The organism is Pseudomonas trivialis (genome assembly GCF_001439805.1).
GTDB lineage: Bacteria > Pseudomonadota > Gammaproteobacteria > Pseudomonadales > Pseudomonadaceae > Aquipseudomonas > Aquipseudomonas trivialis.
Map to the genome: position 1 here is coordinate 11,710 of NZ_JYLK01000008.1, position 22,802 is coordinate 34,511.

At 61.9% G+C, this 22,802-nt stretch carries 11 protein-coding genes; 5 read left to right on the plus strand and 6 right to left on the minus strand.

The features are described from left to right. Position 1: 1 nt before the first annotated feature. The gene (gene waaF, locus TU79_RS13585; RefSeq protein ID WP_057008457.1) at positions 2-1,036 is read right to left on the minus strand and encodes a lipopolysaccharide heptosyltransferase II; all 1,035 of its coding nucleotides are present in this window, start codon (positions 1,034-1,036) and stop codon (positions 2-4) included. A gap of 198 nt (positions 1,037-1,234) precedes the next feature. Continuing rightward, positions 1,235-4,174 carry a bifunctional [glutamate--ammonia ligase]-adenylyl-L-tyrosine phosphorylase/[glutamate--ammonia-ligase] adenylyltransferase gene (glnE, locus tag TU79_RS13590; protein ID WP_057008458.1) on the minus strand — a complete coding sequence of 980 codons (2,940 nt, stop codon included), beginning with the start codon at positions 4,172-4,174 and terminating at the stop codon, positions 1,235-1,237. 383 nt (positions 4,175-4,557) lie between these two features. Here glnE and aceE point away from each other — a divergent pair, with 383 nt between their 5' ends. The 4 genes from aceE to msrA all read left to right on the plus strand — a co-directional run bounded on the left by aceE (position 4,558) and on the right by msrA (position 12,591). Further along, positions 4,558-7,203: a pyruvate dehydrogenase (acetyl-transferring), homodimeric type gene (aceE, locus tag TU79_RS13595; RefSeq protein ID WP_057008459.1), complete on the plus strand. Its 2,646-nt coding sequence runs from the start codon at positions 4,558-4,560 to the stop codon at positions 7,201-7,203. An 11-nt stretch (positions 7,204-7,214) separates the two neighbouring features. Continuing rightward, positions 7,215-8,864 (plus strand): dihydrolipoyllysine-residue acetyltransferase, encoded by a 1,650-nt coding sequence (gene aceF / locus TU79_RS13600; protein ID WP_057008460.1) that lies wholly within the window; start codon positions 7,215-7,217, stop codon positions 8,862-8,864. Positions 8,865-9,178: 314 nt separating this feature from the next. Further along, entirely contained in the window at positions 9,179-11,872 is a 2,694-nt protein-coding gene (locus tag TU79_RS13605; protein ID WP_057008461.1) for a putative bifunctional diguanylate cyclase/phosphodiesterase, read from the plus strand. Between the two features lie 71 nt (positions 11,873-11,943). Continuing rightward, positions 11,944-12,591 carry a peptide-methionine (S)-S-oxide reductase MsrA gene (gene msrA, locus TU79_RS13610; protein WP_057008462.1) on the plus strand — a complete coding sequence of 216 codons (648 nt, stop codon included), beginning with the start codon at positions 11,944-11,946 and terminating at the stop codon, positions 12,589-12,591. 319 nt (positions 12,592-12,910) lie between these two features. Here msrA and TU79_RS13615 read toward each other — a convergent pair whose 3' ends face one another. The 4 genes from TU79_RS13615 to putP form a co-directional block, all read right to left on the minus strand. Then, complete coding sequence (locus TU79_RS13615; protein ID WP_057008463.1) at positions 12,911-13,747, minus strand: 23S rRNA (adenine(2030)-N(6))-methyltransferase RlmJ; 837 nt, start codon at positions 13,745-13,747, stop codon at positions 12,911-12,913. A gap of 73 nt (positions 13,748-13,820) precedes the next feature. Continuing rightward, entirely contained in the window at positions 13,821-14,549 is a 729-nt protein-coding gene (locus tag TU79_RS13620) for a DUF4123 domain-containing protein (protein WP_057008464.1), read from the minus strand. Beyond that, positions 14,549-16,564 (minus strand): type VI secretion system tip protein TssI/VgrG, encoded by a 2,016-nt coding sequence (gene tssI, locus TU79_RS13625; RefSeq protein ID WP_057008465.1) that lies wholly within the window; start codon positions 16,562-16,564, stop codon positions 14,549-14,551. The genes TU79_RS13620 and tssI overlap by 1 nt, the downstream gene beginning before the upstream one ends. A gap of 203 nt (positions 16,565-16,767) precedes the next feature. Continuing rightward, entirely contained in the window at positions 16,768-18,252 is a 1,485-nt protein-coding gene (putP, locus tag TU79_RS13630; protein WP_057008466.1) for a sodium/proline symporter PutP, read from the minus strand. 458 nt (positions 18,253-18,710) lie between these two features. Between putP and putA the strand changes: the two genes are divergently transcribed. Continuing rightward, positions 18,711-22,664 carry a trifunctional transcriptional regulator/proline dehydrogenase/L-glutamate gamma-semialdehyde dehydrogenase gene (gene putA / locus TU79_RS13635; RefSeq protein WP_057008467.1) on the plus strand — a complete coding sequence of 1,318 codons (3,954 nt, stop codon included), beginning with the start codon at positions 18,711-18,713 and terminating at the stop codon, positions 22,662-22,664. Positions 22,665-22,802: the final 138 nt, after the last annotated feature.

The following is a 22,802-nucleotide window of genomic DNA, read 5'->3' on the forward strand; positions in this document are numbered from 1 at the left end:
CTCAGTGAACCTCGACCGCGTCGCCCTGCAACCGCTGCAACGCATCGGTCACCGGCTGCGGCAGCAATTGGCGCAGGCAATTGTAGTGGCCGAACCGGCAGGTGCGCTCAAAACACGGGCTGCACTCCAGGCCCAGACGCACCACTTCGACCTTGTCGGCCAACGGCGGCGTAAAGCCCGGCGAGGTAGAGCCGTACACCGCCACCAGCGGACGGTTCAGCGCGGCGGCCACGTGCATCAGGCCGGAATCGTTGGACACCACCGAATCGGCGCAGGACAGCAAGTCGATCGCCTCGGCCAGCGAGGTCTCGCCGCTCAGGTTCACCGCTTCTTCACGCAGGCCCGGGATCAGGCGCTGGCGGATGTCTTCGCCCACCGAATGATCGTTTTTCGAACCGAACAGCCACACCTGCCAGCCTTCGCGGATCTTCGTTTCGGCGACCTTGGCGTAATGCTCCGACGGCCAGCGCTTGGACTCGCCAAACTCCGCGCCCGGACACAGCGCCAGCACCGGGCGATCCAACTGCAGGCCGAACTTGGTCAGCGCGGCATCGCGGGTCAACGGGTCGATCTGCAGGCTCGGCCGTGGATACGGCGTGGGCAGCTCGGCGCCCGGCGCATAGGCCAGGGCCATGAAGCGCTCGATCATCAGCGGGTAGCGCGTTTTGTCGAGGGTGCGCACGTCGTTGAGCAGCACATAGCGAAACTCGCCGCGCCAGCCGGTACGCTTGGGGATGCCGGCAAAATAGGGCACCAGCGCCGACTTGAGCGAGTTGGGCAGCAGGATCGCCTGGTCGTACTGGCCGGCCAGGGACTTGCCGATGCGCCGGCGCGTTGCCAGCTCCAGCGCGCCGTGGCCGAGCGGAAAGCTCAAGGCCTGGCGCACCTCGGGCATACGCTCAAGGATCGGCCGGCTCCACTCGGGGGCGAGCACGTCGATCTGGCAGTCTGGATGGCGCTGGCGCAGGCACTGGAACAGTGTCTGTGCCATCACCATGTCACCGACCCAACTGGGCCCAACGATCAGAATATTCATGTAGTTTCCACAAACGATGCGGGGAGGCTTATGCCTCCCCGCCTCGACAATGATTGTAGATCGCGCTTTTTGTGGGAGCTGGCTTGCCTGCGATGGCATCGCTTCGGTATGGCTGAAGTACCGAGGCGCCTGCATCGCGGGCAAGCCCGGCTCCCACATAAGGCCGATTTCCACATTAAATTGGCGTCACTCAATTAATCAGCTTAAACCCAGCTCACGCCAGATTCGCATCACCTGCCGCCGCTCGTCGGCAAACTGCTCCCCGCTTACGGTGCCAGCCTCGTTCTGCAAGGCCTGGCGGTGTGCGGCAGAACGGTAGGCCTTGTACACCTCGCGCAGTAAATGGGCATCGGCGGCGGGCATCAGTCCGACCTGCTCCAGGCCCTCCAGAATGCGGATATTGTCGGTAAAGCGCAGCAACGAAGGATGGTGCGCAGACCACGCCAAAGCCGCGTATTGCACCATAAATTCAATATCGACGATACCTCCGGCGTCCTGCTTGAGGTCGAACAGCGCCGTGGCCTCGAAGGCATTGGCGCCGGTACCGGCCGTGGTGGCCTTGGTTCCCAGGTTGTCGCGCATCCTGGCGCGCATCTCGCTGACCTCCTGGCGCAGCTTCGCCAGATCGCGTTCACGCCCCAGCACCGTGGCCCGGACGTGCTCGAATGCCTGACCCACATCCTGGCTGCCCACCAGCACCCGCGCGCGGATCAGGGCCTGATGTTCCCAGGTCCATGCTTCATTTTGTTGATAGCGGTCGAATGCCCCCAGCGAACTGACCAATAGCCCGGACGCGCCGGAAGGTCGCAGGCGCATGTCCACTTCGTACAATTGGCCGGAGTTGGTCTGGGTGGTCAGCAGGTGAATGATGCGCTGGCCCAGGCGCGTAAAGAACTGCGCGCCGTCGATCGGCTTGGCGCCGTCGGTTTCGGCATGGGGGTCGCCATCGTGGATAAACACCAGGTCCAGGTCCGAGCCATGGCCCAGTTCGATACCGCCGACCTTGCCATAGCCGACGATGATGAACCCCGGATTGCACAGGCTGCCGTCCAGCCGCTGCGGCGAGCCGTGGCGCGCAACGGTCTGGCGCCAGGCCAGGGCCAGCACTTGTTCGAGAATGGCTTCGGCGAGCCAGGTGAGGTAGTCGCTGACCTTCATCAACGGCAGGCTGCCGGCGATTTCCGAGGCAGCCACGCGCAGGCGGTGGGCCAGTTTGAAGTGGCGCAGGGCCTCCATCTGCTGCTCGAGGTCGTCCTCGGGGATACGCGTGAGGCGCTCGCGCAGCTCAGCAGCCAATTCCGGCGCCAATGGCGGCTTGAACAGGCGACCTTCGTTGAGCAACTCATCCAGCAGCAGCGGGAAGCGCGTGATTTGCTCGGCGATCCACGGGCTGGCGGCGCACAGGGTCAGCAGGCGGCGCAGGGCGTCGGGGTTTTCGGTGAGCAGCACCAGATAGGCCGAACGGCGGGCAACGGCTTCCACCAGCGGCAATACGCGCTCCATCACCAGGTCCGGGTTGGCGTGCTCCACGGCCTGCGCCAGCAGACGCGGAATAAAGGAATCCAGGCGCTCGCGCCCCAGACGCTGCATGGCGCGCAATTGCGGGCTGCTGCGCAAGCCAGCCAAGGCCTTGAGTGCCTTGGGCGCATCGGCAAAACCGCCTTCGGCCAGTTGGCGGCAGGCCGCGTCGTCATCCTGGGATTCTTCCCACAATGGCAGCCACTCACCGCCCACGACCAACTCGCTTTCTTCGCCCTCCTCCTCATCCGGATCGGCAATCACCTGGCGGAAGTGCCAGTCCACGCGGCCCCGCCAGTGCATCAGGCGCTCGTGAAACGCCGTCCAGTCGGCGAACCCGAGCATAAAGGCAATGCGCGCCTGGTCTTCCGGGCTGTCGGGGAGCATTTGCGTCTGGCGGTCGGCAATCGCTTGGATCGCGTGTTCGGTGTAGCGCAGGAACTCGTAGCCATTGCGCAATTCGGCGATCACCGCCGGCGGCAGGTAGCCCTGGCCTTCGAGGGTGCCCAGCACGTTGAGCAGGGGCCGTTGTTGCAGGCTCAGGTCGCGGCCACCGTGGATGAGCTGGAACGCCTGGGCGATAAATTCCACTTCGCGAATGCCGCCCGAACCCAGCTTGATGTTTTCGGCCATGCCCTTGCGCCGCACTTCCTGCTGGATCAACTGCTTCATGGTGCGCAGCGCTTCAATGGCCGAAAAATCCAGGTAACGGCGGTAGACGAACGGTCGCAGCATATCCAGCAACAATGCGCCGGCCACCTGATCGCCCGCCACCACGCGCGCCTTGATCATCGCGTAGCGTTCCCAGTCGCGGCCCTGATCCTGGTAATACTGCTCCAGCGCGTTGAAGCTCAGCACCAGCGCGCCGGCCGAACCATAGGGGCGCAGGCGCATGTCGACGCGAAAGACAAAGCCGTCGACGGTCATCGGGTCCAGCGCCTTGATCAATTTTTGACCCAGGCGAATGAAAAACTCCTGATTGTCCAGGGAGCGCTTCACTCCCACCGTCTCGCCGCCTTCGGGGTAGGCGAAGATCAGGTCGATATCCGATGACAGGTTCAGCTCCACCGCGCCGAGCTTGCCCATGCCAAGGATGACCATGTGCTGGGCTTCGCCGCTGCGCCGACCGGTGGGCGTGCCGAACTGCACGCAGTGGCGCTGGTACAGCCATTGATAGGCCTGATCGATGCAGGCGTCGGCCATGTCGGAGAGGTCGCGGCAGGTTTGCACCAGGTCGGCCTGGCGGGTCAGGTCGCGCCAGATGATGCGCACTTGCTGGCGCGTGCGCTGACGCCGCAGGAGACGACCCAGTTCATCTTCCGTTTGCGCCTGTTGCACGGCGCCGGCGATCTGGCTGCACAGCTCGCCCGGCGCAAAGCCGCGATCCAGCTCGCCCCAGGCCACCAGTTCAAGCAACATCAAAGGGTCACGAACGCTCTGTTCAATGACAAAATCACTGGCGGCGCACACACGGGTAAACTCTGCCCACCGTTGCGGCGTCCACGCACTCAGTCCATTATCGTCGTCCAGCGCGGCCACGGCGTCACGAAATGACTGCTCGGCCCGCTGGGCAAATGGCAAGAGAATGGCAGGCAGTTCGGCCAGCGTTGGAAGGCTCATGGTCTATCCTTGATCGGCGTGTAAACAGCCTGTAGAGGTGAGCGCATGAACCACTCCCGGTGAAGAACTGTCGAACAAAAGTTAGAAATAGCTGAAATTAAATCAATCTTGGCAGGTAACATCAAACTTGAACCTTTTCTTGTTCGCAAAAGATCAACATTAACGATTATGCTCACCAGCCGGACCGAGCCATACGCTCGGTCTTGTGTAGTTTTACTACTCGTATATACATTCGAAAGGCTGAAATGGCCGACGATTTGTAGTAAAACTACAGGACGCCGAAGCAACCTTCGGCCATCCAAGAATTTATGTCGTCTGCCCACAAGGCCAGTCGCAAACTTCAGGCAACCGATTCTGGTAGCCTTTCCGCCCTGGAGCAAGCCATGCAAGACCTCGATCCCGTCGAAACCCAGGAATGGCTGGACGCCCTGGAATCGGTTCTCGACAAAGAAGGCGAAGACCGTGCTCATTACCTGATGACCCGTCTGGGCGAACTCGCGACCCGCAGCGGCTCGCAGTTGCCTTACGCCATCACCACGCCATACCGCAACACCATCCCTGTTACCCACGAAGCACGCATGCCTGGCGACCTGTTCATGGAACGCCGCATTCGCTCGCTGGTACGCTGGAACGCCATGGCGATGGTAATGCGCACGAACTTGAAAGATTCGGACCTGGGCGGTCACATCTCCAGCTTCGCTTCCAGCGCAACCCTGTATGACATCGGCTTCAACTACTTTTTCCAGGCCCCGACCGACGAACACGGCGGCGACCTGATCTACTTCCAGGGCCACACCTCCCCAGGCGTTTACGCCCGTGCGTTCATGGAAGGCCGCATCAGCGAAGAACAAATGAACAACTTCCGCCAGGAAGTCGACGGCCAGGGCTTGTCGTCCTACCCGCACCCTTGGCTGATGCCCGATTTCTGGCAGTTCCCAACCGTGTCCATGGGGCTGGGCCCGATCCAGGCGATCTACCAGGCACGCTTCATGAAGTACCTGGAAGCCCGTGGTTTCATCCCGGAAGGCAAGCAGAAAGTCTGGTGTTTCCTGGGCGACGGCGAGTGCGACGAGCCGGAATCCCTGGGCGCCATTTCCCTGGCCGGCCGCGAGAAGCTGGACAACCTGATCTTCGTCATCAACTGCAACCTGCAGCGCCTCGACGGTCCGGTTCGCGGCAACGCCAAGATCATCCAGGAACTCGAAGGCGTGTTCCGTGGCGCTCACTGGAACGTGACCAAAGTCATCTGGGGCCGTTTCTGGGACCCACTGCTGGCCAAGGACGTGGACGGTATCCTGCAACGTCGCATGGACGAAGTCATCGACGGCGAGTACCAGAACTACAAGGCCAAAGACGGCGCGTTCGTGCGTGAACACTTCTTCAACACGCCTGAACTCAAGGCAATGGTTGCAGACCTGTCCGACGACGAGATCTGGAAACTCAACCGTGGCGGCCACGACCCGTACAAGGTCTACGCGGCATACCACCAGGCGGTCAACCACAAAGAGCAGCCGACCGTCATCCTGGCCAAGACCATCAAAGGTTATGGCACCGGTGCCGGCGAAGCGAAGAACACCGCGCACAACACCAAGAAAGTCGACGTCGACAGCCTGAAGCTGTTCCGCGACCGTTTCGACATTCCGGTCAAGGACGAAGAGCTGGAGAACCTGCCGTTCTTCAAGCCCGAGCCAAACAGCGCCGAAGCCCGCTACCTCAGCGAGCGTCGCACCGCACTGGGCGGTTTCGTGCCGCAGCGCCGTGCCAAGTCGTTCGATATTCCCACGCCGCCACTCGATACCCTCAAGGCGATTCTGGACGGTTCGGGCGACCGTGAAATTTCCACCACCATGGCCTTCGTGCGCATCCTCGCGCAACTGGTCAAGGACAAGGAAATCGGTTCGCGCATCGTGCCGATCATCCCGGACGAAGCGCGTACCTTCGGTATGGAAGGCATGTTCCGTCAGTTGGGCATCTACTCCTCGGTCGGCCAGCTCTACGAGCCAGTCGATAAAGACCAGGTGATGTTCTATAAGGAAGACAAGAAGGGCCAGATCCTCGAGGAAGGCATCAACGAAGCGGGCGCCATGAGCTCCTTCATTGCTGCCGGTACTTCGTACTCCAGCCACAACCAGCCGATGCTGCCGTTCTACATCTTCTACTCGATGTTCGGTTTCCAGCGTATCGGCGACCTGGCGTGGGCAGCAGGCGACAGCCGTACCCGTGGTTTCCTGATCGGCGGCACCGCCGGACGCACCACGCTGAACGGCGAAGGCCTGCAACACGAAGACGGTCACAGCCACATCCTGGCGGCCACCATCCCGAACTGCCGCACCTTTGATCCAACCTACGGCTACGAGCTGGCGGTGATCATCCAGGACGGCATGAAGAAGATGACCGAGCAGCAGCAGGACGTTTTCTACTACATCACCGTGATGAACGAGTCCTACCAGCAACCTGCCATGCCGGCCGGTGTTGAGGAAGGCATCATCAAGGGCATGTACCTGCTCGAAGAAGACACCAAAGAAGCAGCGCACCACGTGCAGCTGATGGGCTCCGGCACCATCCTGCGTGAAGTGCGTGAAGCGGCGAAGATCCTGCGTGACGAATTCAACGTCGGCGCCGACGTGTGGAGCGTTACCAGCTTCAACGAACTGCGTCGCGACGGCCTGGCCGTGGAACGCAACAACCGCCTGCACCCAGGTCAGAAGCCACAACTGAGTTATGTCGAAGAATGCCTGAACGGCCGTAAAGGTCCGGTCATTGCATCCACCGACTACATGAAGCTGTTTGCTGAACAGATTCGTCAGTGGGTCCCGTCCAAGGAATTCAAAGTCCTGGGCACCGACGGTTTCGGCCGCAGTGACAGCCGCAAGAAGCTGCGTCACTTCTTCGAAGTCGACCGTCACTTCGTGGTGTTGGCAGCCCTGGAAGCCTTGGCTGACCGTGGTGAGATCGAACCCAAGGTGGTGGCTGACGCCATCGTCAAGTTCGGGATCAACCCGGAAAAACGCAACCCACTGGACTGCTGAGGAGACTTTTTGTGAGCGAACTCATTCGCGTACCTGACATCGGCAGCGGTGAAGGTGAAGTAATCGAGCTGTTTGTGAAGGTCGGCGACACCGTCGAAGCCGACCAGAGCATCCTGACCCTCGAGTCGGACAAGGCGAGCATGGAAATCCCTGCGCCCAAGGCCGGCGTGGTCAAGAGCCTGAAAGTGAAGCTGGGCGATCGCCTGAAAGAAGGCGACGAACTGCTGGAGCTGGAAATCGAAGGTGCTGCCGATGCAGCCCCTGCGGCCAAGGCTGAAGCCGCTGCCGCACCCGCGCCGGCCGCTGAAAAACCGGCTGCCGCCGAGGCCCCTGCGGCCCCGGCTGCTGCACCGGCAGAAGCCACGGTCCAGGACATTCACGTCCCGGACATCGGTTCGTCGGGCAAGGCCAAGATCATCGAGCTGCTGGTCAAGGTCGGCGACACCGTCGAAGCCGACCAGTCGCTGATCACCCTGGAGTCCGACAAGGCCTCCATGGAAATCCCCTCGCCGGCTGCCGGCGTGGTGGAAAGCATCGCGGTCAAGCTGGAGGACGAAGTCGGCACTGGCGACTTCATCCTCAAGCTGAAAGTACAAGGCGCAGCTCCAGCTGCCGCTCCAGCACCCGCCGCCGCGCCGGCTGCTGCAAAGCCTGAAGCTGCTCCGGCCGCTGCCGCCCCGGCACCTGCTGCAAAAGCCGAGGCCGCACCGGCCCCTGCTGCTGCCGCACCTGCGCCAAGCGGTGCCAAGGTTCACGCCGGCCCGGCGGTCCGTCAGTTGGCCCGTGAATTCGGCGTTGAGCTGAATGCAGTGTCGGCCACCGGCCCGCACGGTCGCGTGCTCAAGGAAGACGTGCAGGTTTACGTCAAGGCCATGATGCAGAAGGCCAAGGAAGCCCCGGCTGCCGGCGCTGCGACTGGCGGCGCAGGCATTCCACCGATTCCGGTCGTGGACTTCAGCCGCTTCGGCGAAACCGAAGAAGTGCCGATGACTCGCCTGATGCAAATCGGCGCATCGAGCCTGCACCGCAGCTGGCTGAATATTCCGCACGTGACCCAGTTCGACCAGGCCGACATCACCGACCTCGAAGCTTTCCGCGTTGCGCAGAAAGCCGTGGCCGAGAAGGCCGGCGTCAAGCTGACCGTGCTGCCACTGCTGCTCAAGGCCTGCGCGCACCTGCTCAAGGAGCTGCCGGACTTCAACAGTTCGCTGGCGCCGAGTGGCAAGGCGATCATCCGCAAGAAGTACGTGCACGTAGGTTTTGCGGTGGATACACCGGACGGTCTGCTGGTGCCTGTGATCAAGAACGTTGATCAGAAGAGCCTGCTGCAGCTTGCCGCTGAAGCTGCTGCGCTGGCTGCCAAGGCCCGTGATAAGAAGCTCACCGCTGACGACATGCAAGGCGCCTGCTTCACCATCTCAAGCCTGGGTCACATTGGCGGCACTGGCTTCACGCCAATCGTCAACGCGCCGGAAGTCGCGATCCTGGGCGTGTCCAAGGCGACCATCCAGCCTGTGTGGGACGGCAAAGCGTTCCAGCCCAAGCTGATGCTGCCGCTGTCGCTGTCCTACGATCACCGTGTGATCAATGGCGCGGCGGCTGCACGCTTCACCCAGCGCCTGAGCCAGTTGCTGAACGATATCCGCACCATCCTGCTGTAAGCATCACCCGGCCTCCCCTTCATCGGAGAGGCCGGGCGGCACCGATTTTCGAGCGCCACGCTCGTACCTCAACCCCGCCCCATGGCGGGGCTTTTTTTTGCGCGTACGGCACACAGGCAATGAACGGAGTACAGGTTTGTACACCTTTGATCAATGCGACTGCAGAAATCCCCCAGCCGGCCGATAACACCCTTATAGCACTTAGCCTTCATCCTCTCTTGTCAGCCTGTGCTGCATGATGCAACCTTGCCACAAGCAACAGTCAAGAGGGCGTGAGCCCGGCGCCAAGTGCGTTATTTCAAGTGAGCTTCCCCATGAAGAGCCAGCCCGATGTCGCCCGTATGGCGGCCGAGGTAGTGACGCAATTACCCGTGCCTTCGCGCCTGGGTATGCTGCGTTTCGAGCGGCTGAATGAGGCAAGCTGGGCCCTGCTGTACCTTGACCCCAACTGCGAACGCCAATTCGGCCTGTCGGCGGTGGAGCTGTGCGCCCTGCTCGGCACGCCCTACGCCAGCCTGATGGAGCCACAGGCACGCTATCAACTGCACGATGCCATCCAGCAACAGTTGAGCCAGAGCCCTCACTATCTGGTGCGCTATACCCTGCACACCAACGATGGCCCGCTGAACCTGCTGGAAATGGGCGAGGCCTACAAACAGCACAATCGTCATCTGCTGCGCGGCTACCTGATGGTGGTGGACGCCTTGTTCAGCGAGCTTCCCTCCACACTTCCGGCCGCCGACCTGGAAAGCCAGAACAGCCGCCTGCAAATTGCCCTGGAACTCAATCAGCGCGCACAACAGGAACAGCTGCAGCACCTTGAGCGGGTGCGCGCCCAGCAGGAGCTGATCCTGCTGCTGGCCCGCCAGCGCTACACCACCCCCAACTCGCTGCAGGAAGCCGCTGAGCTGATCACCCGCAGCGCCTGCGACATCTACCAGATCGATTTCGCCAGCATCTGGAACCTCGAAGGCCAACGCCTGGTGCCGATCTCGGCGTACAACCATGTCGACGGGCGCCACTATCTGCCCGACCCGATTGATGCCAGTGGCTTCCCCGACTACCTGGAGGCCCTGCACACCAGCCGTGCCATCGACGCCAGCAACGCCATGCGCGACCCACGCACCCGGGAAATGGCCGAAACCCTGCGCGCCAATGACACCTACGCCATGCTCGATGCGAGCATCCGCGTGGACGGCCAGGTGGTCGGCGTGTTGTGCCTGGAACAGGGCGGCAGCCCGCGCGCCTGGCAGTCCGATGAGATCGCGTTTGCCGGCGAGCTGGCGGACCAGTTCGCCCAGGTCATCAACAACCATAACCGGCGCACCGCCACCAGCGCGCTGCACCTGTTCCAGCGTGCGGTGGAGCAAAGCGCCAATGCCTTTTTGCTGGTCAATTGCGACGGCGTGGTGGAGTACGTCAACCCCAGTTTTACCGCGATCACCCAGTACAGCACCGAAGAAGTCCACGGCCACCGCCTGGCGCAGTTGCCGGCCCTGGAAAACCTCAGTGAGCTGCTGTTCGACGCGCCCTCGGCCCTGGCCAAGAGCAACAGTTGGCAGGGCGAGTTCAAGAGCCGGCGCAAAAACCTGGAACCCTACTGGGGCCAGCTGTCGATTTCCAAGGTGTACGGCGACAACCGTGAGCTGACGCATTACATCGGCATCTACGAAGACATCACCCAGACCAAGCTGGCGCAGCAGCGTATCGAGCGCCTGGCCTACACCGACAACCTGACCAACCTGGGCAACCGTCCGGCGTTCATCCGCAACCTCGATGAGCGCTTTGCCCGCGACAGCGACAGCCCGATCAGCCTGCTGCTGGTGGACATCGACAACTTCAAGCGCATCAACGACAGCCTCGGCCACCAGACCGGCGACAAGCTACTGATCAGTCTCGCCCGGCGCCTGCGTAACAGCCTGAGCACCAGCGGCAGCCTGGCGCGTTTCGCCAGTAACGAATTTGCAGTGCTGCTTGACGACACCGACCTCGAGAGCGGCCAACAGGTTGCCAGCCAACTGCTGGCCACCCTCGACAAGCCGATGTTCGTCGACAACCAGTTGATCAGCGTCACGGGCTCCGTGGGCCTGGCCTGCGCACCGTTGCATGGCCGCGACCCGCAGACGCTGATGCGCAACGCCGGCCTGGCCCTGCACAAGGCCAAGGCCAACGGCAAACATCAGGTACAGGTGTTCACCGAGGCGTTGAATGCCGAGGCCAGCTACAAGCTGTTCGTGGAAAACAACCTGCGCCGCGCGCTGACGCAAAACGAGCTGGATGTGTTCTATCAGCCCAAGCTGTGCCTGCGCAGCGGCCGCCTGCTGGGCATGGAAGCACTGCTACGCTGGAACCACCCGGAAAAGGGCATGATCCGCCCCGATCAGTTCATTAGCGTGGCCGAAGAAACCGGTTTGATCATCCCCATCGGCAAATGGATCGCGCGCCAGGCCTGTCGCATGAGCAAGCGACTGAGCGCCGCCGGCATGGGCAACCTGCAGGTGGCGATCAACCTGTCGCCCAAACAGTTCTCCGACCCGGACCTGGTGGCCTCCATCGCCAGCATCCTCAAGGAAGAAGAACTGCCGGCCAACCTGCTCGAGCTGGAACTCACCGAAGGCCTGCTGCTGGAGGCCACCGAAGATACGCGCCAGCAACTGGACCAGCTGAAAAGCTTCGGCCTGACTCTGGCCATGGACGACTTCGGCACCGGTTATTCGTCGCTGAGTTACCTGAAAAAATTCCCCATCGACATCATCAAGATCGACCGCAGCTTCATCCACGAAATCCCGGACAACCAGGACGACATGGAAATCACCTCGGCCGTGATCGCCATGGCCCACAACCTGAAACTCAAGGTGGTGGCCGAAGGTATCGAGACCGCCGAGCAGCTGGCGTTCCTGCGCCGGCATCGTTGCGATGTGGGGCAGGGCTACCTGTTCGACCGGCCGATCCCGGGCTCCGAGCTGCTCGAAAAGCTCAAGCGCTACCCACGCGGGCCAATCGCCTGACAGCGCTGTAACACTCGGGCACACTGGCGGTCCGATTCTTACCCAATTCAATCTGACTGAGAGGACTGATCATGGTCTTGCGCTCGGAAATTCTGGTGAACAAAAACGTGCTGCCGACTCAAGAACAAGCATTGCCTGGCCGTGAAACGCCAATGACCCTGCCAGAAACGCACTTCGTCAACGGCAACCCGCTGCTGGGCCCGTTCGTCGACGACGTTGGCTTTGCGATCTTCGGCCTCGGCTGTTTCTGGGGCGCCGAGCGCAAGTTCTGGGAGCGCGACGGCGTGGTCAGCACCGTGGTGGGCTACGCCGGCGGCTACACGCCGAACCCGACCTACGAAGAAGTGTGCTCGGGCCTCACCGGCCACAGCGAAGTGGTGCTGGTAGTGTATGACCAGGCCAAAGTGAAATACGAAGATCTGCTGAAGATGTTCTGGGAATTGCACAACCCGACCCAGGGCATGCGCCAGGGCAACGACATTGGTACCCAGTACCGCTCGGTGATCTACGCCACCACGCCGGAACAACTGGCGGCGGCGCACGCCAGTGCCCAAGCGTATCAGCAGGAACTGACCAAGGCCGGGCTGGGCGAGATCACCACGGAAATTGCCGAGGCGCCAACGGTGTATTTCGCCGAGGCGTATCACCAGCAGTACCTGGCGAAGAATCCGCAGGGCTATTGCGGCATCGGCGGCACAGGCGTGACCTGCCCGATCTAAGACGTGCGCAACTCAACTGTGGGAGCGGGCTTGCCCGCTCTTATCAAACACAAAATAACTTTTTGATTTAAAAACTGAAATTTCAGGAAGCCACATTCTTGTGGCGAGCAGGCTTGTCCTGCGTTGGGCTGCGTAGCAGCCCCAAAACCAGGCGTTGAGCCTTATCAGGTACACCGCGTTTTGCTGGATTGGGGGCGCTTCGCACCCCAACGCGGGGCAAGCCCGCTCGCCACAGAGCCTCCAGTTTGCTGCGCGACAGCACTGGGTCGAAGACTTGGCAGAGCCGCACATTTGGTTTGGTGCCTGGCTTGAGCGCCAATTATTCAGCGATGAGCCAATCCATCTGCCAGCCGCCCTGGGTCTGGCCGAGCTTTTTGGACAGCCATGGCAGCAGCTCGCGCAGCTCCTCTTCCAAACCCCACGGCGGGTTGGCAATTGCCAGGCCTGAGCCGGTCAGGGTGTTGGGCGTGTCCAGCGGATGCACCAGCAACTCCACACGCAGCAACTTCGGCGCGCCGGTGCCGGCCAGGTCCTGGTAGAAGCGACGCAACATGCGCTGATCCTTTACCGGGTACCAGATCGCCGCGACCGTCTGGCGCATGCGGCCAATGGCCTCCTTGAGGGAGGCGGCGCAACGCTGCATTTCATCGAGCTGTTCAAACGGCGGGTCGATCAGCATCAGCGCGCGTTTTTCCGGTACTGGGAGCAAAGCGCGCGGTACGTGCCAACCTTCGCCCAAATGCACTTTCACACGACGATCGCCCTTCATGTTGTCCTTGAGCAACACACCGTCTTCCGGGTGTTTTTCGTTGAGCAGTACGCGGTCCTGCGGGCGCGTTAGGCGGCGGGCCAGCTCGGGTGAGCCCGGGTAGTAGCGCAACTGGCCATCGGGGTTCATCTCATGCAGCACGCGCATATAGTCGGCGGTCAGTGGCGGCAGGTCGATGGCGCCCCACAGGCGGGCGATGCCTTCGAGGTACTCACCCGTGCGGTTGGCCTGATCACCTTGCAGGTCGTACAGGCCGATGCCGGCGTGGGTGTCGAGGTAGGCGAACGGCTGCTCCTTGCGCGACATCAGGGCGATGAGGCGGGTCAGGGTCAGGTGTTTGAAGACATCGGCGTGGTTGCCGGCGTGAAAGGCGTGACGATAATTCATGGTTGCTCCTGCGCAGGGGGCGAAGTTTACCTTCTGCGCGGGCAAAGGTGCAGGGCCGTGTGCCGGGCGGTGCTCAGGGCGTCAGTTCCGTACTGAGGTAGTCGATCAGTGCCGCAATGTCCGGCTCCGACCTGCGCACGAAGTACGACAGCTTGTGTTGCAGGGTCGTCGGGGCAAAAGCGCCGTACAGGTCCGGGCGCTGTTCTGCCAGCCATTGCAGCAGGTTGTCGATCAGGGTCTGGGGGGAGTGCGCGGCCAGATGCCCAAGCAGCGCCGGCGGAACCTGCCACCAGGGACTGGTTTTGGCGACGGTCACCGCACCCGTTGTCACCGTTAGCGGGCAGCCATTGATCAGGTAACGCTGAAACACCGGCAATACCTTCGAGGCGGCATCGCCCAAGTGTTGCAGCAGCGGCAGAAACCGGGCGCCGTCCCAGTAGCGCAAAAACACAGCCTGCCCCTCGGGCAGCAGCACCTTGGTCAGGCCCTGCAAATGGGCGATCACGGTTTCCAGCGGGCTGGACGACACCGCCAGCCATCCCCAATCCGTCGATTCGCCGGCGGCGACCCAATCGAGAAAGGCGCAGCCCGGTTCGACATTGGCCACATAAGGCATGACCTCGCCCCACTGCGCATAGGCCGTCCCTGCCCATACAGGTTGGGGCGCGGGCCCGACAGCACTGGCTCGCCAGACGGCAAGCGGCGCCGCCGCGCTGGCATTGCCCAGCACCGCGTAGAGGGTTTCACCGGCCTGCAAAGGGCACCGCGCCAGCCAGGCACTGGGCGTCAAAGGAATAGGCATCAGGGGCGTTTCCTGTCGATGTTGGCATGTTCGGCGATGTCACACTGCCCGTTCTTGCAGCGCTCACACTCTTCACAAAACGGCGCGCTGCGTTTCAGGCTCGCCACCTGCACCTGGCTCAGCGGCGCAAGCAGCTTGTCCGTCACGCCAGGCAGCAACGGCGCCGCCGCAGGAGCCGGCCCACCACCGACCTGAATCGGCACACTGCTGAAAATCCCGGCGGCCGACAGCGTGATCGACTGCCCCCCGGCCTGAATAGTGACGGTAGCCCCGGCATCAATCACCACACTTTGCCCCGCACCAATGCGGATGGAGCCCCCGGCCTGCACTTTCTGCGAACCGCCGACCACCAGATGATCGTCCTGCTTGAGCTCGGTGAGCCGATTGCCATGGGTGATGCGCTGTTCATCGCCCTGCAACTCATGGTGCGACTCGCCACCCACCGTCACCCGCCGATGATGGTCGACCTGCACCTGCTGGTCATTGAGCACATGCTGGGTCCAGTCCCGCTGGGCGCGCAGGTAGATTTCCTCGGCGCCCTTGCGGTCCTCGATGCGCAACTCATTGTAACCCCCGCCGCCAGGGCTGCTCTGGCTGCGCAAGATGCTGCGGGTCTTGTCCGCCGGCAGGTCGAGGGGCACGGGTGTGGAGGCATTGGGCAGGCAGCCCATCACGACTGGCATATCGATATCGCCGTTGATGAACCCCACCAGCACTTCCATGCCCACGCGAGGAATCAACACCGTCCCGTAGCGATCATGAGCCCAATTGCTGGCAACCCTCAGCCAGCAGCTGGAATGCTCGTTATGCTTTCCATCGCGATCCCAGGCCATTTGGACCTTGACCCGGCCGTATTCGTCGCAATGAATCTCGCTGTCGACGGGCCCGGTGACCACGGCATTCTGAAAGCCGGATATTTGTGGCCGCGACGTTATCAGCGGGGTGCGAAACACAGCGTCCCAGGGCGTTACCGTAAATTCGTTGCTGTAGCCCTGGGGCGACTGGCTTTCATATTCATCAGGCGCAGACTCCTCCAGCACTTGAGGTTGCCGCCCCGAATGACCCAGATGAGTGATCAGCCACAAGTCATTCCATTCCTGACGAGGGTGGCCGGTCATCTTCAAAAACTGCCCGCAAGCCAACGCTGACTGGTCGCTGTTCCCCTTGGCCTGGCGATAATCGCTTCGATGACGCTCCAACAGGCGTCGCGCCAGGTAATTACCGTGATCGCGGTCGGTAAAATATCCGGGGTAGCCCTGCGCATTCAGCACGGGAAGCTGCTCGCCGGAGGTTGCGCTTTCCAGTATCACGTTCGGCTTCCTGAAATCGTAGTCCCGCAGGTTCACACCCGTGCTGCGCGTCTCCATCCGCAGGATGAAGCACTTGATCGCGGGCGTGTCGGCGACCAATCCGAAACCTGGCGAGTACGCAATGGGCTCATCTGGTTGGGCAAACACGCTTTGATCATCGCCGAACACCAACAGATGGCGCTCGGGGCTGTGCTGAAAGTGGTAGTGAATACCCGACTCGACGCACAAGCGCTGGACGAAATCCAGATCGGTTTCGTCAAACTGCACACAATACTCACGCTCGGGATACTTCCCGCTCAGTTTGAACGCGAAGCTATCGGCCTGGATGGCTTGCGCCTCCAGCACCAGCGCAATAATTTGCGGCACGGTTTTTTTCTGGAAAATCCGCTGGTGGGTACTCCTCTCCAAATAAGCCAGCTGCGGCGACAGGACCATCTGGTAATGGGTAAATCGCTTGCCCGAATCACCCTGCCCCACCTGATAGACCTGACCGTGAACGCCTCGGCCTCGCGCATCAAATGAAAGGAAGGCCTGGCGGTGCATCAAGCTTTCAATGTCCAGATCGGGACGCTCGCTGACCAGCTCAAGCTCATAGTAGAAAGGGGTACTGATCCACTCGTCACCCCGAAAACTCAACACTTTCAGCTCACTGGGCTGCCCGTCGAGGGTCAGGGTAAAATTACGTTGATTGGCAGGCGCGAACATCCGGTGTTTCTCTGCAAAGGGTAGGCGAGCGATTCTGCCCCACCCCCCTGCTCTACCGAGCACACGCCTTTTAAATCAGTAAAACCCTACAGCGGCATGTCTGAAACTTCCTCGTACCGGCATGAACCGGATGCAAAAAAGGCCCGCAATCCGTAGGACGCGGGCCTCTCTTTCAACTCAACGGGCGCTTGACGCCCACCGAATTACTTGTTGAGGTTGTAGTCTTTTTCCGCAGCATCAAAACGCTCGAGCATCGCAGCGGTCGGTGCGCCCATTTTGCTGACGAAGTAGATCGCGAGGCTGGCGAAAATAAAGCCGGGGATGATTTCGTACAGCCCCAGCAATTCGAACTGCTTCCACACGATCACGGTAATTGCACCGACCAGGATGCCGGCCAGTGCGCCGTTGCGGGTCATGTGCTTCCAGATCACGGAGATCAGCACCACCGGGCCGAACGCAGCACCGAAACCGGCCCAGGCGTAGCTCACCAGACCGAGCACACGGTTTTCCGGATTGGCGGCCATGGCAATGGCGATCAACGCCACCACCAGCACCATGATGCGGCCCACCCACACCAGCTCAAGCTGGGAAGCGCCCTTGCGCAGGAACGCCTTGTAGAAGTCTTCGGTCAGGGCGCTGGAACACACCAGCAACTGGCAGCTCAGGGTGCTCATCACGGCCGCGAGGATGGCCGACAGCAGTACACCGGCGATCCAGGGGTTGAACAGCAGCTTGGCCAGCTCGATGAACACACGCTCGGGGTTTTCGGTCACGGGACTGGCCACTTCCGGGTGCGCCGAGAAATAGGCAATGCCGAAGAAGCCCACCGCCACGGTGCCGCCCAGGCACAGGATCATCCAGGTCATGGAGATGCGACGTGCGTTGGCGATTGACTTGACCGAATCCGCCGCCATGAAGCGCGCCAGGATATGCGGCTGACCGAAGTAACCCAGGCCCCAGCCCATCAGCGAGATGATGCCGATGAAGGTGGTGTTTTTGAGCATGTCGAAGTGGGTCGGGTCCTGGGCTTCAATCGCCAGGAACGTGGTGTCGACACCGCCGGTGGCCAGCAGCACGATGATCGGCGTGAGGATCAACGCGAAGATCATCAGGGTGGCCTGCACGGTATCGGTCCAGCTCACCGCCAGGAAACCACCGATGAAGGTGTAGGCAATCGTCGCCGCCGCACCGGCCCACAACGCCGTCTCGTAGGACATGCCGAAGGTGCTTTCAAACAGGCGGGCACCGGCCACGATGCCGGAGGCGCAGTAAATGGTGAAGAACACCAGGATCACCACCGCAGAGATAATGCGCAGCAGGCCGCTGTTGTCTTCGAAGCGGCTGGAGAAGTAGTCCGGCAGGGTCAGGGCATCGCCGTTATGCTCGGTCTGAACCCGCAGGCGACCGGCCACGAACAGCCAGTTAAGGTAGGCACCGACGATCAGGCCGATGGCGATCCAGCTTTCCGACAGGCCGGACATGTAGATCGCGCCCGGCAGGCCCATCAACAACCAGCCGCTCATATCGGAAGCACCGGCCGACAAGGCAGTGACCACGCTGCCGAGGCTGCGACCGCCCAGGATGTAATCGGACAGGTTGTTGGTGGAGCGATAGGCCATAAGGCCAATCAGCACCATTGCTGCGATGTAGATCACGAACGTGATCAGGGTAGGATTGCTAACGCTCATAAGAGTGACGCCCTGGCATTGTTTTTATGTAGCGACGGTCTCGCACGCTACCTGCTGTGTAGCGGATAGACGAACCTGCGTGCCGCGCATTTATGACTGGCGTTTCCCCAGGAAAGCCGCCAGCCGATGAACCGAACCTCGAAGGTGGTTGCACCTTGGCGCGAATGCTATTCAACAAAGCAAATAAGGTGCAACCAGTTTCTTGAGAATAAGTTGCACCTTTGGGACTTTCAGTCAAAAAGGCGGTTTTTTGCTCCTTTTCGGAGCAAGCCATGCACGCCTCAGACGCAAAATGCACCAGCAAGAAACACGCCCAGCCATGCGCTGAATGTTTCGGATGAAACGTCGAATGTTTCATGCATAAAAGGGTTGCACCCGGTTGCACCTTCGCCTGTGCTAACGCTAATCTTGCCGCCAGCAGATGCCACTCGGTTAGTGGCACCCATGAGGATAAGAAAATGGCTACGACCACCCTTGGGGTCAAACTCGACGACCCGACCCGCGAACGCCTCAAGGCCGCCGCGACCTCCATTGATCGCACGCCGCACTGGCTGATCAAGCAGGCAATTTTCAATTACCTGGAGAAACTGGAGGGTGGTGCAACCCTGACCGAGCTCAACGGTTTGAGCAGCAAGGAAGCCGATGAAGCGGGCGAGGTCCAGGCCGACCACGCACACCAGTGCTTCCTTGAGTTCGCCGAAAGCATCCTGCCCCAGTCCGTGCTGCGCGCCTCGATCACCGCCGCTTACCGCCGACCGGAGCCGGAAGTGGTGCCGATGCTGATCGAACAGGCACGCCTGCCGGCGTCGATGGCCGAAGCCACCAACACGCTGGCCGCCTCGATTGCCGAGAAGCTGCGCAATCAGAAAAGCGCTGGCGGCCGTGCCGGGATTGTCCAGGGCCTGCTGCAGGAGTTTTCCCTGTCGTCCCAGGAAGGCGTGGCGCTGATGTGCCTGGCCGAAGCGCTGCTGCGCATCCCGGACAAGGGCACCCGCGACGCGCTGATCCGCGACAAGATCAGCACCGGCAACTGGCACCCGCACCTGGGCAACAGCCCGTCGCTGTTCGTCAACGCCGCCACCTGGGGCCTGCTGTTGACCGGCAAGCTGGTCGCTACCCATAACGAGGCGGGTTTGACCTCGTCCCTGAGTCGCATCATCGGCAAAAGCGGCGAGCCGATGATCCGCAAGGGCGTCGACATGGCCATGCGCCTGATGGGCGAACAGTTCGTCACCGGCGAAACCATCGCCGAAGCCCTGGCCAATGCGAGCAAGTTCGAAGCCAAGGGCTTCCGCTATTCCTACGACATGCTCGGCGAAGCCGCGCTCACCGAACACGATGCGCAGAAGTACCTCGCGTCGTACGAACAAGCCATTCATTCCATCGGCAAAGCGTCCCACGGCCGTGGGATTTATGAAGGCCCGGGCATCTCCATCAAGCTGTCGGCCCTGCACCCGCGCTACAGCCGTGCACAGTACGAGCGCGTGATGGACGAGTTGTACCCGCGCCTGCTCTCGCTGACCCTGCTGGCCAAGCACTACGATATCGGCCTGAACATTGACGCCGAAGAAGCCGACCGCCTGGAGCTGTCCCTGGACCTGCTCGAACGCCTGTGCTTCGAGCCGCAGCTGACCGGCTGGAACGGCATCGGCTTTGTGATCCAGGCCTACCAGAAGCGTTGCCCGTATGTAATCGACTATGTGATCGACCTGGCGCGCCGCAGCCGTCATCGCCTGATGATCCGCCTGGTCAAGGGCGCGTACTGGGACAGCGAAATCAAGCGCGCCCAGGTCGAAGGCCTCGAAGGCTACCCGGTGTATACGCGCAAGGTGTACACCGATGTTTCCTACATTGCCTGCGCCCGCAAACTGCTGTCGGTGCCGGAAGCCATCTACCCGCAGTTCGCCACGCACAACGCCCACACTCTGTCAGCCATCTACCATATCGCCGGTCAGAACTATTACCCCGGCCAGTACGAGTTCCAGTGCCTGCACGGCATGGGCGAGCCGTTGTACGAGCAAGTGGTGGGCAAGGTATCCGAGGGCAAGCTGAACCGTCCGTGCCGCGTGTACGCCCCGGTCGGCACCCACGAAACGTTGCTGGCCTACCTGGTGCGCCGCCTGCTGGAAAACGGCGCCAACACCTCGTTCGTCAACCGCATTGCCGACCAGTCCATCTCCATTCAGGAGCTGGTGGCCGACCCGGTGGCCAGCATCGAGCAAATGGCCACGCTGGAAGGCGGCTTCGGCCTGCCGCACCCGCGTATCCCGTTGCCGCGCGACCTGTACGGCAGCGATCGCGCCAATTCGGCCGGTATCGACCTGGCCAACGAACATCGGCTGGCGTCGCTGTCCTGCGCCCTGCTCGCCACGGCCCACAACGACTGGAAAGCCGCGCCGATGCTCGGTTGCGCGTCCAGCGATCAGGCGGCGGCGCCGGTGCTCAACCCGTCCGACCTGCGTGACATCGTCGGCCACGTGCAGGAAGCCACCATCGAAGACGTCGACAATGCAATCCAGTGCGCCATCAGCGCCGGCCCGATCTGGCAGGCCACCCCGCCTGCCGAACGCGCTGCCATCCTGGAACGCGCCGCCGACCTGATGGAAGGCGAAATCCAGCCGCTGATGGGCCTGCTGGCCCGCGAAGCCGGCAAGACCTTCGCCAACGCCATCGCCGAAGTGCGCGAAGCCGTGGACTTCCTGCGTTATTACGCGGTGCAGGCGCGCAACGACTTCACCAACGACGCCCATCGCCCCCTCGGCCCGGTGGTGTGCATCAGCCCGTGGAACTTCCCGCTGGCGATCTTCAGCGGTCAAGTCGCTGCCGCACTGGCCGCCGGCAACCCGGTATTGGCCAAGCCAGCCGAGCAGACGCCGCTGGTCGCCGCCCAAGCCGTGCGCATCCTGCTGGAAGCCGGCATACCTGAAGGCGTACTGCAACTGCTGCCGGGCCAGGGCGAAAGCGTGGGTGCCCGTCTGGTGGGCGATGAGCGCGTCAAAGGCGTGATGTTCACCGGCTCCACCGAGGTCGCGCGTCTGCTGCAACGCAATGTCGCCGGTCGCCTCGATGCCCAGGGTCGTCCGATCCCGCTGATCGCCGAAACCGGCGGCCAGAACGCGATGATCGTTGACTCCTCGGCGCTCACCGAACAAGTGGTGATCGACGTGGTGTCCTCGGCGTTCGACAGTGCCGGCCAACGCTGCTCGGCCCTGCGTGTGCTGTGCCTGCAGGAAGATTCGGCTGACCGCGTCATCGAAATGCTCAAGGGCGCCATGGCTGAATGCCGCCTGGGCAACCCGGAGCGCCTGTCGGTGGACATCGGCCCGGTGATCGACGCCGAAGCCAAGGCCGGCATCGAGAAACACATCCAGGCCATGCGCGACAAAGGCCGCAACGTGTATCAGGTGGCGATTGCCGACGGCGAAGAAATCAAGCGCGGCACTTTCGTGATGCCCACTCTGATCGAGCTGGAAAGCTTCGACGAGCTGCAACGGGAGATCTTCGGCCCGGTGCTGCACGTGGTGCGCTACAAGCGCAAGGAGATCGACCAGCTCATCGGCCAGATCAATGCGTCCGGCTATGGCCTGACCCTGGGCGTGCACACCCGTATCGACGAGACCATCGCCAAGGTGATCGACAACGTCAATGCCGGTAACGTCTACGTCAACCGCAACATTGTGGGTGCCGTGGTCGGCGTGCAGCCGTTCGGCGGCGAAGGCCTGTCGGGCACCGGCCCGAAAGCCGGCGGCCCGCTGTACCTGTACCGCCTGCTGTCGACCCGTCCTACGGATGCCATCGAGCAATCCTTCGTGCGCGGCGACAACCTGGCCGCACCGGACGTACGCCTGCGCGATGCCATGAGCGCGCCACTGAACGCCCTGAAAACCTGGGCCGACAGCCACACCTTCAGCGAACTGAGCGCCCTGTGCTCTCAGTTCGCCGCGCAATCGCAAAGCGGTATCACCCGCCAACTGGCGGGCCCGACCGGCGAACGCAACAGCTACGCCATCCTGCCCCGCGAGCACGTGTTGTGCCTGGCGCAAATAGAGGGCGATCTGTTGACCCAACTGGCGGCGGTTTTGGCCGTTGGCGGCTCGGCGGTATGGCCGGAAACCGACCTGACCAAGGCCTTGTTCCCACGCCTGCCGAAGGAGATTCAGGCGAAGATCAAGCGCGTGGCCGACTGGACCAAAGACGAGGTGGTGTTCGACGCGGTCCTGCACCATGGCGACTCCGACCAACTGCGCGCGGTGTGCCAGCAAGTGGCGCAGCGTGGCGGGGCGATTGTCGGGGTGCATGGTTTGTCACAGGGTGAAACGTCGATTGCCCTGGAGCGTCTGGTCATCGAGCGCGCGTTGAGCGTGAACACCGCCGCGGCAGGCGGCAACGCCAGCCTGATGACCATCGGCTAACTGACGAAATGCGGTAAAGATGTGGGAGGGGGCTTGCCCCCTCCCACATTGGGTCTGCGTTCTGCTCTTCCATCACGCAAATCAATCTTGCTATCCAGCCTCTATTGGCGCACTTAGACTCAGGCCATTCCCTTAGAA

Excerpts from the sequence above, each read along its gene's own strand:
- msrA (WP_057008462.1), top strand. The coding sequence starts at position 11,944 with ATGGTCTTGCGCTCGGAAATTCTGGTGAACAAAAACGTGCTGCCGACT.
- waaF (WP_057008457.1), bottom strand. The coding sequence starts at position 1,036 with ATGAATATTCTGATCGTTGGGCCCAGTTGGGTCGGTGACATGGTGATG.
- putA (WP_057008467.1), top strand. The coding sequence starts at position 18,711 with ATGGCTACGACCACCCTTGGGGTCAAACTCGACGACCCGACCCGCGAA.
- TU79_RS13605 (WP_057008461.1), top strand. The coding sequence starts at position 9,179 with ATGAAGAGCCAGCCCGATGTCGCCCGTATGGCGGCCGAGGTAGTGACG.
- putP (WP_057008466.1), bottom strand. The coding sequence starts at position 18,252 with ATGAGCGTTAGCAATCCTACCCTGATCACGTTCGTGATCTACATCGCA.
- TU79_RS13615 (WP_057008463.1), bottom strand. The coding sequence starts at position 13,747 with ATGAATTATCGTCACGCCTTTCACGCCGGCAACCACGCCGATGTCTTC.
- TU79_RS13620 (WP_057008464.1), bottom strand. The coding sequence starts at position 14,549 with ATGCCTATTCCTTTGACGCCCAGTGCCTGGCTGGCGCGGTGCCCTTTG.
- aceE (WP_057008459.1), top strand. The coding sequence starts at position 4,558 with ATGCAAGACCTCGATCCCGTCGAAACCCAGGAATGGCTGGACGCCCTG.
- tssI (WP_057008465.1), bottom strand. The coding sequence starts at position 16,564 with ATGTTCGCGCCTGCCAATCAACGTAATTTTACCCTGACCCTCGACGGG.
- glnE (WP_057008458.1), bottom strand. The coding sequence starts at position 4,174 with ATGAGCCTTCCAACGCTGGCCGAACTGCCTGCCATTCTCTTGCCATTT.